Source organism: Streptomyces sp. NBC_00328 (assembly GCF_036139655.1).
GTDB lineage: Bacteria > Actinomycetota > Actinomycetes > Streptomycetales > Streptomycetaceae > Streptomyces.
Genome location: NZ_CP108013.1, coordinates 9,749,736 through 9,763,584, shown reverse-complemented (window position 1 = coordinate 9,763,584; position 13,849 = coordinate 9,749,736). Strand labels below are relative to the sequence as shown.

Below are 13,849 nucleotides of genomic sequence, written 5' to 3'. Positions count from 1 at the left end.
AAGGCGGGCGGGCGAGGTCACCGCACGCCTCAGCCCGCCAGCGCCGTCCCGTACAGGTCGAGGCTCCGCCCCTCCCGGCACCGCTCCAGCACCTCACCGAGCACCGAGCCCACCACGCTCTCGGGAAGGTTCGGCACCACCGCCCCCAGCCGCCGCGCGATCCGGCTCAGCGCGAGCAGGGCCCAGGCGGGCTCCTCCAGGAACGATCCGGTCCCGGCCTGCCCCTCCCACATGCCGAGTACCGCCGCCGCCGCGAGCACCAGCGCGTACCGGTCGGCCAGCGCGCAGGCCTGCGCATCGAATCCGGTGCCGCCGACCGGCGCGCTCAACGCGGCGCACCGCGCCCTCAGCACCCTCAGCTCCGCCACGAACGCCTGCGCGAGCCCCGCCAGCACCGCGTGCGGCGACCCGTCGGCGTACCCGGAGCGCCCCTTCGCCAGCCGGCCCGCCGCGCCGACCAGAGTCGCCGTCAGCAGGTCGTCCGTACCGGAGTGCGCGAGGCGCCGGTGGTCGAACGGGGGCAACGGCGCCCCCGGTTCGAACAGCCCCGCCGGCGGCTCCGGTGTACGGAACCACGCCGTGCGCGCCAGCGCCGGCAGCTGCGGCACCAGCACCGCCTGGCATACGGCCGTCCCCGCGTGTCCGAGACCGGCCACCGGCAGGTCCCGTACGAGCTTCTGAAAGCCGCCGTGCAGCGGCCCGCGGTCGTACCCGCGGGCGCCGAGCACGGTCGCCAGCTCCTCCAGGTCCTCACGCAGCAGGTCCGGCATCGTGTACTTGACCGCGGCGGCCAGCAGGTACGAGTCCTCCGGCAGCAGGCTCATCGCCCGCAGCCCGGTGACGGCCATGCTGTCGCAGGCCAGCAGGTCCGCGAAGACCCCGGCGAGCACCTTTTGCCACCGCCGGGCAGGCCATCCGTCGGGCCGGTTCTCCACGGCCGCGCGCACCGCCTGGCGCAGCACGCTGTCCACGCCGGCCAGCACCACGCCCGGAATCAGACAGTGGCTGATCTGGAAGCTGCGCAGCGCCAGCGACACCCCTTCGCCGACCTCGCCGACCAGCGCCTCGGGTCCCGCGGCCACATCGGCGAATTCGAGTCCGGAGAAGTGAGCGCCGCGCATGCCCGGCATCTCGACCCTGCCCAGCCTGCGCACCTCGCCGGAGGCGGGCGGCTCGGGGCCGAGCAGCAGCACGGAGTGGCTGCGCGGACCCTCCTCGCGCGCGGTGCGCGCGTACACGACGAAGGCCTGGGCGCGGTGGGCGTTGATGACCGTGTCCTTGTGCCCGTTGAGCACCCAGCCGCCGTCCGGACCGGGCTCCGCCTCGACCTCGTTGCGCAGGATCGCGTTGGCGTGCGCCACCTCGCGGTGCACGATCGTGACCCGGCCTCCGTCGAGGAGGTGCGCGGCCAGCGCCCGGCGCTGCGGCTCGTCCCCCGCGGTCCACACCGCGCAGGCGGCGAAGAGCGAGGTGATGCCGAATCCGTAGCCGAGCGCGAGATCGCGGCGGAACAACGGGCGCAGTACCCGCGCGAGTTCCTCCAGATCGGTGAGCCGGCCGCCGAGGTCGTACGGGACGAACTCGGCGCCCAGGCCCGCCTCGGCGAGCAGTGCCTCGGTGGCCGCCGGCGCGTCGCGGGCCTCGTCGGCGCGCAGCAGCGCCAGGTGTCCGTGCGGGTTGTCCGGATCAAGGGGGTCGCCGAGGGCCGCCTCCAGCCGGGCGGCGCGCTCGGACGCGGTGGCGGGCGCCGCCTCACCTTCGTCCCGTGCGGGGACCATGGTGTCCTGGACCGCGGTCACAGGACGCGGATCGAGTCGATGGCGTACTGCGCGGCGTGGCGCAGTACGGACAGGCCTGCCTGGCCCATCGCCTCGCGCACGTGCCGGCCGGCGGCCACCGCGTCGGTGCCCTCGCCCAGCACGCTCTCCATGTTCTCCTCGCACAGCAGCACGCTGTGCCGGGCCGTCAGGTTCACCCCGGACTCGTCGGGCTCGATCGACCACTCGCCGGTGTGCGCGGTCAGCAGGGGCGAGGTCCGGGTCTGCTTGTAGCAGATGCGCTGGGTGCCCGGGAAGCAGATGCGCACCGATTCGGTGCTGTGCGCGCCGCCGTCGACGGACAGGCTGCCCATGGACATCAGCTGTACTCCCGGCTCGTCCTCGACCAGGTCGACCCGGTTGACGTGCGGGAGGCCGGCGGGCCAGTCCCGCGCCCGGTACAGGAAGTCGAACACCGGCTCGCCGGGGGCGTCGACCCGTACGGTGTCCTCGAAGGACCACACCAGGTCGTCCAGACGCGTCCAGCGCTCGGCGAGCTCGGCCAGCCGGTCCAGCTGGGCGCGGCTGTTGTCGCGGGTGACTTGCTCGACCCAGGCCACGTCCGCCGGCACGTCCCGGGCGACGGTGAAGGAGTGCTCCAGGGTCACCTTGGCGGCGTACTCACCCAGCGGCACCACCGTCCACACGCCGCTCATGGACCGCGTGGGCGCGGCGGGCAGGTCATGGGTGAACTCCACGCGCAGCCGCTCCACGTCCAGGTGCCGGCTGGACACCCAGGACTTGACGGTCTCGCCCGCGGTGACCCACATGCGCAACCGCTCCCGCTTCCCGTCGAAGTCGAGCTGCTCGACATGGACACAGGGCTGGAAGAACAACGGCCACCGGGTGGCGTCCGCGATCAGCCCGTACATCACTCCGGCCGGGGCCGCCGCGATCACTTCGTGGACCGTGCGGTGCACACGCGCATCCGACATCTTCCACACCCTCCTCATTCGTACGCCGGCCGGCTCCGACCGGCGGCGTCCGGGCTGCGGCGGGACTCCGACCTCCGCCCGGCACGGTGCCATCACTGCGCCGGTGACCTCGCACCGGCGAACCCGTCCGCCTGCCGCTGAGGGCCGCCGACAGACCTTGTCGTGCGGCGCTGGGCTGACGGCCGTACCCACGACACTGTCCGGAACCGCTCGCAGACCGCATGGGCTTGACTGGAGCGCGGCTCCAGCCACCCGCTGCGTCCGCCTCGATCCGAAGGCCCGGCCTCCCTTTTGGACGTACGCCGGTCTCGCGGGAGGGTTCGAGCCCCCGCCGCTTGAGCCGTCCTCGAGCCCGGCCGCCGAGACTCTCCGGGCGGAAGCTCAGGCGGCGTCGACCTGACGGACGACGCCTCCGGCGTCCCGGGCAGCTCCCCTTCCCCGGCCCGGCTCGTGACCGCCGCCCACCCGGCCACCCCCGTCCTGGTGGGCGGCTTCGGGCTGCGCGCCGCCGGGGTGTCCAAGACTTCCGCGGCACGGCGCAACAGGGGTGACAGCTGCTATGGATTTTCTAATCATTCATAGTCGTCTCTGGTCAGACATCTCACGTAGCTTGGTTTTGTGAGGCTGTCGGAGTGGGCGCGTCAGCAGGGCGTGAGCTACCAGACCGCCTGGCGGTGGGTGAAGGACGGGAAGATGCCCGTGCCGGTCCGCCAGGCGCCGTCCGGGACGTGGCTGGTCGACGAGGTTGCCGCCCAGCCGTCCGGACGCGTGGTGGCGTACTGCCGCGTGTCGTCAGCAGACCAGAGGGCCGACCTGGATCGGCAGGCCGCGCGGGTGGTGTCCGGCGCGAACGGACTGGTCCTGGCCGTCGCGGAGGTCATGACCGAGGTCGGGTCGGGGCTGAACGGGCGCCGCCGCAAGCTGCACCTGCTCCTCTCCGACCCGGGCACGGCTGTGATCGTGGTCGAGCACCGTGACCGGCTGACCCGGTTCGGCGTCGAGCACCTCGAGGCCGCGCTGTCGGCGTCCGGCAGGCGCCTGGTCGTCCTCGACCCTGCCGAGACAGCAGACGACCTGGTGCGGGACGTCACCGAGGTGCTCACCTCGATGTGCGCCCGCCTGTACGGGCAGCGGGCGGCGAAGACCCGGGCCGCCCGCGCGGTGGCCGTGGCGACCGGCGAGGCCCTCGAGTGAAGAAGTTCCGGCCGCAGCCCGGGTTCGTGGTGCAGGCGTACCGCTTCGCGCTGGACCCGAACGCCGCCCAGGAGCACGCGTTGCGCTCGCACTGCGGTGCGGCGCGCGCGGCGTACAACTGGGCTGTCGGCTGGGTGACCGCATCCTGGTGGCAACGCCGCGCGGAGGAGTCCTACGGCATCCCCGCCGACCGGCTCACCGAGTGGCGGCCGTGGTCGCTGCCCGCGCTGCGCAAGGAGTTCAACCAGGCCAAGAAGACTGATCCGCGCTTCGCTGCCTGGTGGGAGGAGAACTCCAAGGAGGCGTACAACACCGGCCTCGCCAACGCGTCGGCCGCGTTCGACAACTACGCCAAGTCGAAGAACGGCAAGCGCAAGGGCGTCCGGATGGGTGCGCCGCGGTTCAAGTCGAAGCGGAAGGCGCGTCTGTCCTGCCGGTTCACCACCGGCACCATCCGTGTCGACGCCGACGGCCGGCACGTCACCCTGCCCCGCCTCGGGGCGATCCGCACGCGCGAGTCCACTGGCGGCCTCCTCGCCCGCATCATGGCCGGGACCGCGCGCATCCTGTCGGCGACCGTCCGCCACGAGTGCGGACGCTGGTTCGCCTCGTTCCAGGTGGAGGTGAAGCGCGACCTCGTCCGAGTCACCCGCCCCCAGGTCGCGGTAGGCATCGACCTCGGTATCAAGACCCTGGCCGTCATGGCCGACAGTGCAGGCGAGATCCGTGAGGTCCCCAACCCGCGGCACCTGAGCACCGCGCTGAAGCAGCTGCGCCGCGCCTCCCGCACCGTCTCCCGGCGCCGGGGCCCGGACCAGCGCACCGGACAGAAACCCTCCCGCAGGTGGGAAAAAGCCAACGCCCAGCGCAACCGCGTGCACCACCGGGTCGCGAACCTCCGCGCGCACGCCCTGCACAAGCTCACCACGAGCGTTGCCGGCGAGTACGGCACCGTCGTGATCGAGGACCTCAACGTCGCCGGCATGGTGAAGAACCGGCGCCTGGCCCGGCACATCGCCGACGCCGGATTCGGCGAAATCCGCCGCCAGCTCACCTACAAGACCCGCCAGCGCCACGCCACCCGCATCATCGCGGCCGACCGCTGGTTCCCCTCCTCCAAGACCTGCTCCGGGTGCGGCACAGTGAAAGCCAAACTGCCGCTGCACGTGCGGACCTACGCATGCGACGCGTGCGGCCTGGTCATCGACCGGGACACGAACGCGGCACGAAACCTCGCTGCCCTCGCAGCAACAGCCTGCACGACTGGTACCGGAGTGGCCGGAGACCAGGACACCGCCCCGGCGGTGTCGAAGCCCCGTGGAGCCGACCACAAGACCCGCACCACCCGCCCCCGCCGCAAGACGGGGACGGGGCGGGCAGGTGGCGCAACCCTGCCGCACCAGCAGCAGACAGAAACGGGAGACCGTCCTCAAGCCGAGCCCCTGAAGCTCTGGTGACGTGACGGACCTTCCAGGCAGAAATGCCCGGAAGGCTGAGACCTGACTACGGGCTCAGCAACGGCTCACGCTTCCTCCTGGTACGCCCAGCCGGCCCCGAAGCCCGCGGCCGGCGCGCCCTCCACCTCGTTTCCTTGCGGGGTGCCCCGGCCTTCAGGCCGGGGGGTGAATGCGAGCTGCTGCGGAGCAGGGCAGGGGCAGAGGAATCGCCGTCAGGGCGATTCGTCGTCGCCTTGACGGCTTCGAGGGCGATCTCGAGCAGGTGCAGGATCTCGGCGTTGAGGGGCCGCCGGTCAGCGGGGGCCCGGGCGGTGAGCCGGGCGTGGAGTTCTTTGGGGATGCGAAGCGTGAGACTCGTCCGCGCCCTCCTCGTCAGCGCTCAGCCGGTCCGAAGCGGTCCGTGCGATCTCCCTCTCCGGCGCGTGCGGTCCCCGCGGCGCCGGTCCGTCGAGCCGCCGGTCTGCGAACAACCGGCCTGCCCATCCTTCCGCAGGCCGGCTCAGGCATCGGCCGCCCGCAACACCGCGGCCGAGTTGAAGCCGCCCCTGCCCCGCGCCAGCACCAGCACGGTCCGCAGCCCGGGCAGCTCCCGCGCCGCGCCCGTCACCAGATCCAGCGGGCAGTCCGCGGCGACCCGCCGCGTCCCGGTGGTCGGGGGCACCACCTTGTCGCGCAGCGCGAGCGCCGCCGCCGCCAGGTCCAGTGAGGAACCCCCGGCGCCCAGCCGGCCCGTCATCGACTTCGGCGCGGTCACCGGCACCCCGTGCGGCCCGAACAGCGCGGCCAGCGCCTCGGCCTCGGCCCGGTCGGCGGCCCGCTCCCCGGCTCCGTCGGCGAACACCACGTCCACCTGGTCCAGTCCCACCCGGGCATCAACCAGAGCGAGTTCGGCCGCCTCCTTGAGCCGCTCCTCCCCAGGCTCGCCGTCGAAGGTCGCCGCGTACCCGGCCACCACGGCGTACCCGCTGACGCCGCGCGCGGTGGCGGCCGCCGCGTCCTCCAGCACCAGCAGCGCGCCGCCCTCACCCACGACATGGCCGCGGGCCTCCGCGTCGAAGGGCCGGTAGGCCCGCGCCGGATCGGGGTCGGTGCTCAGCCGGCCGTCTGCCAGGTGCGCGGCCCAGCCCCAGGGGCACAGCGCCGAGTCGACGCCTCCGGTCACCATGAGGCCCACGCCCTTGCGGATCTCGCGCCGGGCGCGGGCGAGCGTGTCGATCCCGCCCGCCTGCTCGCTGACCATGGCGGAGGCGGGGCCGCGCAGCGTGTGCCGGATGGAGATCTCGGCGGTTCCCGCCGCGTGGAACCAGGCGAAGGACTGGTACGCGCTGACGTACTGGGCGCCCTTGCCCCACAATGCCTCCAGCCCTCGCTGGCCGAACTCGGTGCCGCCTGCGGAGCTGGCCGTGATCACGCCCGCCCGGTAGCCGGGCAGCGCGGCCGGGTCGGCACCCGAGTCCTCCAGGGCCTCCTTGGCCGCGACCAGGCTCAGGCGGGTCACCCGGTCGGTGGAGGGGAGCAGGCGGCTGGGGATGTGGTCCTCGTCGACGAAGCCGCGGATCTCGCCCGCGATCCGCACCGGGTAGCCGGAGGCGTCGAAGCGGGTGATCGGGACGATGCCGCTGCGGCCCTCCAGCATGGCGCTCCACCAGGCCTCGGTACCCAGCCCGTTGGGCGCGGCCACGCCGATGCCGGTGACCAGCACCCGGGCCCGGCTGCGCACGCCCCCGCTCGCGCCGTTGACGCCGCTCATGCCGTCTCCCGCAGCCGGGGCCGGGTCAGCACGGTGGCGGCGTGAAAGCCGCCGAAGCCGCTGGCGACGCTGAGCACCGTACTGGTGCGCTGCTCGCGGGCGAACAGCGGTGTGTAGTCCAGGTCGCAGGTCGGGTCGGGCTGGTGCAGGTTGGCGGTCGGCGGCACCGTACTGTGCTCGATGGCCAGCACGCTGGCCACCACGTCCAGGGCTCCGGCGGCGCCGAGCGCGTGTCCGATCATCGATTTGATGGAGCTGACCGGGACGCGCCGGGCGTGGTCGCCCAGTCCCTGCTTGAAGGCGTGCGTCTCATGCCGGTCGTTGTGCAGGGTGCCGGCCCCGTGCGCGTTGATGTAGTCCACGTCGACCGGGTTCAGCCGCGCCTCGTCGAGTGCCGCCCGGATGGCGTCGGCCATTTCCTGGCCGCCCGGCCGCAGCCCCGTCATGTGGTGCGCGCTGCTGTACGAGGCGAAGCCGGACAGCTCCGCGTACGCGTGGGCGCCCCGGCGGCGCGCGTGCTCCAACTCCTCCAGGATCACCACGGCCGCGCCCTCGCCGAGCACGAAGCCGTCGCGGGTGCGGTCGAAGGGGCGCGAGGCGGTGGCGGGGTCCTCGTTGCGGGGGCTGGTGAGGCGGATGCGGTCGAAGCAGGCCATGGCGATGGGAGAGATCGGTGCCTCCGCCCCGCCCGCGATCATCATGTCGGCGCTGCCCTCGCGGATCAGCTCGGCGGCGTGCCCGATCGCGTCCAGGCCCGAGGTGCAGCCGCTGGAGACCAGGCTGACCGGGCCCTGCGCGCCGCTGTCGCGGGCCACGGCGGCCGCCAGCGAGCTGGGCACGAAGTAGTCGTAGAGGCACTCGGCGGCCCGGGAGTGGTCGACGGTCCAGGTGCTGCCGAAGTCGCTCAGCAGCGCGTACTGGGTGGCGAGCCCGGTGGTGCAGCCTGCCGCGTTGCCCAGACTGACCCCGGTGCGCAGCCGGTTCCCTGCGGCCAGTACGGCGTGCAGGCCGCTGTCGGCCATCGCCTCCCGGGCGCTGACCAGCGCGAACTGGGCGGCCCGGTCCATGCGTTCGGTGTCGGCGAGGGTGAAGCCGTGCGCGGCGGCGTCGAAGTCGACCTCGGCGGCGACCTGCGAGCGGTAGCTGGCGGCGTCGAAGAGGGTGACGCCCCGGGTGGCGGTACGGCCCGAGGTCAGCAGGGACCAGAAGTTGGCGGTGCCGACGGCTCCGGGGGCCACCACGCCGACCCCGGTGATGACCACGCGCTTCACCGCACACCCCCCGCGCTCGCGCTCGCCGCGGTCCCGGCGGCATCCGCCGCCTCGTACTCGCGGCAGGCCTCGCCGACCAGGGCCGGCAGTACGTCCGCGCCCGCGAAGAAGTGGTCGCCGTCGACGGTGCGTACGGTGATCGGCCCGGTGGTCCACTGCCGCCACTCTTCAAGGGCGGCGGGCACGGCGAGCGGATCGTCACTGCCCGCGAAGACGAGCAGGGGCAGGTCCACGGATCCGCCGGTGACGGGGTCCAGGGCCGCCTGGCGCAGGGCTCGGGCCAGGCGCAGGTCGTCGCGCAGGACAGGCAGCACACTGCGGTGCCATAGCCCGCCGGGGTGGGCGGCTGCTCCCTTGGGCAGCGAGCCGAGCTCACCCAGGAGGGGCAGCAGCAGTTCGTCGGAGTGTTCCGCCGCGGCCACCAAGGCGGCACTGGCGTGCGGGGGCAGGCAGGCGCCCACCGCGAGGAACAGGGGCGGCGGCACCCCGGCGTCCGCCAGCGCCCGGGTGAGCGTGTACGCCACCAGGGCGCCCAGACTGTGGCCGTACAGCGCGTACGGTCCGGACCGGGCCGCCTCCAGCAGCGGAGGCAGCAGATCCGCCAGGAGTCCTGCGCGCTCGGTGATGCGCGGCTCCCGCCGCCGGCTGTCACGGCCCGGCAGCACCAGCGCCGCGACGTCCACGCCCGGCCCGGCCGCGCCGGGCCAGCGACGGTAGCTGGCCACCCCCGCGCCCGCGTGGGCAAGGCAGTGGAGTCGTACCCGCCGCCCCACCGCCCCCTCTACCGCCGTCAGCGAAGCCATCGGTCGCCCTCCTCAGGGAAGCTGTGCGGAAACGTTCGTCGTACGGCGCCGCCGCGGCCCGAGCCTCACCTGTGTGGCTTGAGTGGTGCTCGATTCAGGCTGCGTACAGATCGAAGGTCGAGGTGCGCCGCGGCCCGCTGGCCACGTCCAGGCGCGGGTCGACGGCGAGCATCGCCTGGTGCAGCCGCTGGAGTTGCGGCGAGGGCTCCACGCCGAGCTCGGCGATCAGCCGCTGGCGCATCCGGCGGTAGACGTCGAGCGCGCTGGCCTGCCGGCCCGACCGGTAGAGCGCGACCATCGCCTGCGAGTGCAGCCCTTCGTGCTGGGGGTGGCGGGCGATCAGGTCGGTGAGCTCGGCGATGAGTTCGATGTGCCGGCCCAGCCGCAGGTCGGCGTCGATGCGGCGCTCGCGGGCCACGAGGCGGCTCTCCTCCAGCCGCATCACCTCGATGTCGAGGATCGGGCCGACGCGTACGTCCACCAGCGCGGGCCCCTCCCACAGGTCCAGTGCCGCGCGCAGACACTTGGCCACCCGGGCGTCCTCGCCGTCCTCGTGCGCCTGCTGCCCCTCCGCCACCAGGCACTCGTACGCGCGCACGTCGACCGCCTCGGCCGGGATCTGGAGCAGGTAGCCGCCGTACCGGGTGGCGAGCACGTCCTTGGCCGAGCCGGGCGCGTCCGGGCCCATGGCGGTGCCCAGTCGGCGACGCAGCTGGAGGATGTAGGTCTGAAGCGTGGTCAGCGCGCTCTGTGGCAGGTGGGTGCCCCAGATCTCTTCCATCAGCGTGGACACGGGCACCACCCTGCCCGGGTAGAGCGCGAGCAGCGCCAGGATCTGGCGCGGCTTGCCCGCAGTCGGGACGACCGATATACCGTTGACTTCGACATTCAACGGACCCAGGACCTTGATCTTCATTATTCCCCTCCGCACTTTGCCGGCCGACTTCGGCAACAAGTCGGTGTTCGAGTTTTCAATAGTGTCGCCTTCCGGCCCTTCTTGTCTTTTCCGTCGACGGCGGACGAGTGGCACCATATCCTCCCCCGACCGTCGCATATGCAGAAATTGAGTGCGTCTTGAGCGACCTTCCAATGGGGCCGCCGGACCCGGCGCACAGGCAGCCGACACAGCGCCGAGAAAACACCGGCGTGTCATGTAAAGGCCCATATCGGCCGACCGAGTTCTCTTCCGGCGCCCTAGGCGGCGCTGTTAGGTTTCCGGCCATGGCAACGGATTCGACGGCGCGCAGCGCCGACCCGCTCACCCGCGGGCTGCTGAACCGACTCGCCCGGGACCAGGCCGCAGGCCCTGCAGCCCGGGCTGCAGGCCCGCCCGGGCTGCAGGGCCTGCCCGATCCGAAGACCCTGCTGCGACTGCTGAGCGCCTGGCATCGGCGCGGGGTGCAGGTAGGCTTTCCGGACCTGACCGGCGACCAGCCGTGAAAACGCGAGGCACCTGAATCCCCCTCAAGGAACACTCCACGACTCCCCGCGTACGGCTGACAAATCCTCCGCTGGCGCCGAGAAGCGCCTAGAGTCCGGTAAGAGCGAAAGGATCTGTCCGCGGCCATTTCTGAGTGAATGCCGAATACGGATCTACGGCCGCGTACTTGCCGACTCTCCCCGTGCGAGGATGAGATGGAGTTTGGGATCCTGGGTCCCGTCCAGGTCTTCGGCGAGCGCGCCGATATGCGGATCACGCCGGCCGGCGCCAAGCAGCGCGCCCTTTTGGGTACGCTCGTCGTGAAGGCCGGCCAGGTCGTTTCCCCGGACCGGCTCGTCGACGAATTGTGGGGTGAACATCCGCCCGCCAACGCCGCCAATGCCCTCCAGACCCATATCGCCCGGCTGCGCCGGCTGCTGCCCGTCCCCGCACCCGGTTCCGGTTCCGGTTCCGGCGAGAGCCACCACGAGTGGCTCGTGACCCGCCCGCTGGGCTACGTACTGCGCCTGGGCCGGGCCGGCACCGACGCCCAGCGCTTCCACCACCTCACGGCCCGGGGCCGCTCGCTGGCCGCCACCGACCCGGCCCGTTCGGCCGAGGTCCTGCGCGAGGCGCTGGCGCTGTGGCGCGGCCCCGCGCTGGAGGGCGCGGGCCGCGGCACCATCTGCTCGACCGAGGCATCGCTGCTGGAGGAGAGCCGGCTGATCACCCTGGAGACGCTGTACGACGCCTGCCTGCGGGCCGGCCGGGCCGGGGAGGTCGCCGGCGAGCTGGCGGAGCTGACGGCCTCTCACCCGCTACGTGAACGGTTCTACGAGCTGCTCATGACCGCGCTGTACCAGTGCGGGCGCCAGGCCGAGGCACTGGGCGTCTACGACCGGGCGCGACGCCGGCTCGTGCACGACCTCGGAGTGGAGCCAGGGCCCGTACTGCGCGGCCGTATGGAGTCGATCCGCCACCGGCAGGACCCGGCACTCGGAGAAACCGGAGAAACGGAGGGGGCGGCGGGCCTGCACCCGCTGGGCGCCGAGGTGGCCCGGCTGCGCCACCAGATCGAGGTCCTGAGCCGGCAGCAGCGAGAACTGACCGACCGCTTCGAGCAGCTGGCCACGGACCGCGCGGCGAGCCGCTGACGGCCGCCCTCGACGCCCCGCGCACAGCACTGAAGCCCTTCTCCCGACCCCCCGTTCGAGGGGTCGGGAGAAGGGCTTCAGTGGTCATGCCGCCGGCTGCCGCGAGGCCAGGGCGGTCAGTTCGTCCGCGCCACGAGCCGCCCGCCGCCGGCCCCCGCCGGAGCGGTCACCGGGAGAGTCGCCTTGGGCGGGGCCGCACTCTCGGGGTGCGCCATCAGGATGGAGCGCTGCAGCCTGCTCAGCGCGGCCGAGGGCTCAAGGCCCAGCTCGGAGACGAGCATGGTGCGCAGCCGCTGGTAGACGTTGAGCGCCTCGCCGCGTCGGCCCGAGCGGTGCAGCGCCAGCATGAACTGACCGTGCAGGCTCTCGTGCAGGCGGTACTGCTTGACCAGGACGGTCAGCTCCGACAGCAGCTCGCGGTGGCGGCCCAGGCGCAGATCCGCCTCGATGCGCTGGTCGAGCGCGCACAGGCGCAGCTCCTCCAGGCGCCTGACCTCCGTCTCGATCCGGCTCCCGGCCTGTACGTCGGTGAGCGCGGGACCGGTCCACAGCGAGAGCGCGTCCGCCAGCCGGCGCGCGGCGCCCTGGTAGTCGTCGGCGTCCATCGCCCGGTAGCCGGCACCGGCCCTGCGCTCGAACTCCCGGTAGTCGACGCTTCCGCCACGGGTCTCCAGGCGGTAGCCGCCGGGGAGAGTGGCCAGAATGTCCTTCGGGGTGCAGCGCTCGTTCTCGCCGTACGCCAGTGCCACGCCGATGAGCTCGCGCAGTTGCAGGACGTACGTCTGCAACGTGGTGCGCGCACTGCGCGGCGGGTTCTGCTCCCACAACTCCTCGATCAGCGTGGCCACAGGGACCGCATGGTCGGCGTGGAGCGCGAGCAGGGCCAGGACCTGCCGCGGCTTGGGTGCCGTCAGCGTGATCGACACCCCGTTTTCATGAACGGACAGCGCACCAAGCACTTCGATGTCCACGTTTTCCCCAAAGGTCGCCTGGAGCCGTTCCCGGCCTGCGCGTTTCCCGCGTTTCCCGCTGCCGGGGCCCGGGTGTGCAGCCAACCGGACCCCTTGATAAAAAAACAGCACGGTCGGTTTGTCAATCCCAGATGCCCATCTGGGGGGTCTGGCAGACTATTTCCAGCCACTCATTGACTCCATGACCACCCCAGCTGCTCCCATCCGGGCGCCAATTGACCTGTATTTCCAGGCAAGTCGGCGCACCGATCCAGCCGAACACCGGCGAAAGAGGGTCACCACGACATGTCCGAAACCTTCCCCACTGCCGCACGCAAGCGGCCCCGGCCCCTGCTCTTCGCGAAGAGCAGGGGCCATCTGCCGCACCTGCCCTCACCTGATGAAACGCGGTACATGGGCAGCCGGGGTCGAGATTTCATCAGCGAGCGGAAACAAACCGCCTGGTCTTTCCTAGTCGCCGGATGATCCTTCCGGTTCCAACGCCGCGAGGCGGTCCCCTGCCGCCAGCGCCGGCAGCAGCTCCCAGAAGCGGGCGATCGTACGCGGCATGAGCCAGACCTCTTCCCGGGAGCCGAGCGCCTCGAAGCCCGCGGTCGCGGCCACCACCGCGGTCACGGCGTTCTCCGGCGCCACCCCCGGCCGCAGCTCCCGCGCCTTCCCGGCCTCCGCCACGGCCTCCTCGACGCAGCACCGCCAGTGCTCACGCAGACCGCCGGGCGTCACACGGGCCGTGTCGCGGCCCAGCCCGAAACCCGCCCGCAGCACCACGTCCCCGCGCAGCCCGAGGGCGAGCCCGTGGGTCACATCGACCAGGCACTGGAGCCGGCCCGCCCCCTCCCGCGACGCCACCCCGGCGATGATCCGCAACCGGTCCAGCGCGGCGCTCTCCACGGCGTCGGCCAGGGCCGCCTTGCCGGCGAAGTGGAAGTGCAGCGCTCCGCTGCCCACTCCGGCCTGTGCGCTGATCACGAAGAGGGACGCCACCGCGAAGCCCTCGCGGCAGAAGGTCTCGGCGGCGGATCCGATCAGCCTCTCCCGCGTTCGCACCGCACGTTCTTGTTCGGCCATCGAGTGCTC

13 protein-coding genes are annotated in these 13,849 nt (G+C 72.4%); 4 read left to right on the top strand and 9 right to left on the bottom strand.

The window, feature by feature from the left end; all coding sequences use genetic code 11:
• Nucleotides 1-29 precede the first annotated feature (29 nt).
• Complete coding sequence (locus OG485_RS42940; RefSeq protein WP_328663455.1) at nt 30-1,799, bottom strand: acyl-CoA dehydrogenase; 1,770 nt, start codon at nt 1,797-1,799, stop codon at nt 30-32.
• Nucleotides 1,796-2,752, bottom strand: coding sequence for an aromatase/cyclase (locus OG485_RS42935; protein ID WP_328663457.1), 957 nt, complete (start codon nt 2,750-2,752; stop codon nt 1,796-1,798). The genes OG485_RS42940 and OG485_RS42935 overlap by 4 nt, the downstream gene beginning before the upstream one ends.
• A 618-nt stretch (nt 2,753-3,370) precedes the next feature.
• On the opposite strand from OG485_RS42935, the gene OG485_RS42930 reads away from it, so the two are divergent.
• Together OG485_RS42930 and tnpB are read left to right on the top strand one after the other, a co-directional pair.
• Nucleotides 3,371-3,946: an IS607 family transposase gene (locus OG485_RS42930; RefSeq protein WP_328663459.1), complete on the top strand. Its 576-nt coding sequence runs from the start codon at nt 3,371-3,373 to the stop codon at nt 3,944-3,946.
• A complete protein-coding gene (tnpB, locus tag OG485_RS42925) occupies nt 3,943-5,403 on the top strand; it encodes an IS607 family element RNA-guided endonuclease TnpB (protein WP_328663461.1) in 1,461 nt (486 codons plus the stop codon). Before OG485_RS42930 ends, tnpB begins: the two co-directional genes overlap by 4 nt.
• 46 nt (nt 5,404-5,449) lie before the next feature.
• On the opposite strand, the gene OG485_RS42920 is transcribed toward tnpB, so the two are convergent.
• The 5 genes from OG485_RS42920 to OG485_RS42900 form a co-directional block, all read right to left on the bottom strand.
• Complete coding sequence (locus OG485_RS42920) at nt 5,450-5,779, bottom strand: toxin-antitoxin system HicB family antitoxin (RefSeq protein ID WP_328674205.1); 330 nt, start codon at nt 5,777-5,779, stop codon at nt 5,450-5,452.
• A 123-nt stretch (nt 5,780-5,902) separates the two neighbouring features.
• Nucleotides 5,903-7,153 (bottom strand): ketosynthase chain-length factor, encoded by a 1,251-nt coding sequence (locus OG485_RS42915; protein WP_328663463.1) that lies wholly within the window; start codon nt 7,151-7,153, stop codon nt 5,903-5,905.
• Complete coding sequence (locus OG485_RS42910; RefSeq protein WP_328663465.1) at nt 7,150-8,424, bottom strand: beta-ketoacyl-[acyl-carrier-protein] synthase family protein; 1,275 nt, start codon at nt 8,422-8,424, stop codon at nt 7,150-7,152. The genes OG485_RS42915 and OG485_RS42910 overlap by 4 nt, the downstream gene beginning before the upstream one ends.
• Complete coding sequence (locus tag OG485_RS42905) at nt 8,421-9,227, bottom strand: thioesterase II family protein (RefSeq protein WP_328663467.1); 807 nt, start codon at nt 9,225-9,227, stop codon at nt 8,421-8,423. Before OG485_RS42905 ends, OG485_RS42910 begins: the two co-directional genes overlap by 4 nt.
• A 94-nt stretch (nt 9,228-9,321) precedes the next feature.
• Complete coding sequence (locus OG485_RS42900; protein ID WP_326783038.1) at nt 9,322-10,143, bottom strand: AfsR/SARP family transcriptional regulator; 822 nt, start codon at nt 10,141-10,143, stop codon at nt 9,322-9,324.
• Between the two features lie 305 nt (nt 10,144-10,448).
• On the opposite strand from OG485_RS42900, the gene OG485_RS42895 reads away from it, so the two are divergent.
• The gene (locus OG485_RS42895) at nt 10,449-10,667 is read left to right on the top strand and encodes a hypothetical protein (protein WP_328663469.1); all 219 of its coding nucleotides are present in this window, start codon (nt 10,449-10,451) and stop codon (nt 10,665-10,667) included.
• A gap of 195 nt (nt 10,668-10,862) precedes the next feature.
• Complete coding sequence (locus OG485_RS42890) at nt 10,863-11,801, top strand: AfsR/SARP family transcriptional regulator (RefSeq protein WP_326783040.1); 939 nt, start codon at nt 10,863-10,865, stop codon at nt 11,799-11,801.
• Nucleotides 11,802-11,917: 116 nt separating this feature from the next.
• Here OG485_RS42890 and OG485_RS42885 read toward each other — a convergent pair whose 3' ends face one another.
• Nucleotides 11,918-12,772: an AfsR/SARP family transcriptional regulator gene (locus OG485_RS42885; RefSeq protein ID WP_326783041.1), complete on the bottom strand. Its 855-nt coding sequence runs from the start codon at nt 12,770-12,772 to the stop codon at nt 11,918-11,920.
• Between the two features lie 450 nt (nt 12,773-13,222).
• Entirely contained in the window at nt 13,223-13,840 is a 618-nt protein-coding gene (locus OG485_RS42880; protein WP_328663473.1) for a ScbR family autoregulator-binding transcription factor, read from the bottom strand.
• Between the last annotated feature and the right edge of the window lie 9 nt (nt 13,841-13,849).

Bases quoted from the DNA above. Each gene is read 5' to 3' on its own strand.
- OG485_RS42935 (WP_328663457.1), bottom strand. From the start codon at position 2,752: ATGTCGGATGCGCGTGTGCACCGCACGGTCCACGAAGTGATCGCGGCG.
- OG485_RS42915 (WP_328663463.1), bottom strand. From the start codon at position 7,153: ATGAGCGGCGTCAACGGCGCGAGCGGGGGCGTGCGCAGCCGGGCCCGG.
- OG485_RS42905 (WP_328663467.1), bottom strand. From the start codon at position 9,227: ATGGCTTCGCTGACGGCGGTAGAGGGGGCGGTGGGGCGGCGGGTACGA.
- OG485_RS42900 (WP_326783038.1), bottom strand. From the start codon at position 10,143: ATGAAGATCAAGGTCCTGGGTCCGTTGAATGTCGAAGTCAACGGTATA.
- OG485_RS42895 (WP_328663469.1), top strand. From the start codon at position 10,449: ATGGCAACGGATTCGACGGCGCGCAGCGCCGACCCGCTCACCCGCGGG.
- OG485_RS42890 (WP_326783040.1), top strand. From the start codon at position 10,863: ATGGAGTTTGGGATCCTGGGTCCCGTCCAGGTCTTCGGCGAGCGCGCC.
- OG485_RS42880 (WP_328663473.1), bottom strand. From the start codon at position 13,840: ATGGCCGAACAAGAACGTGCGGTGCGAACGCGGGAGAGGCTGATCGGA.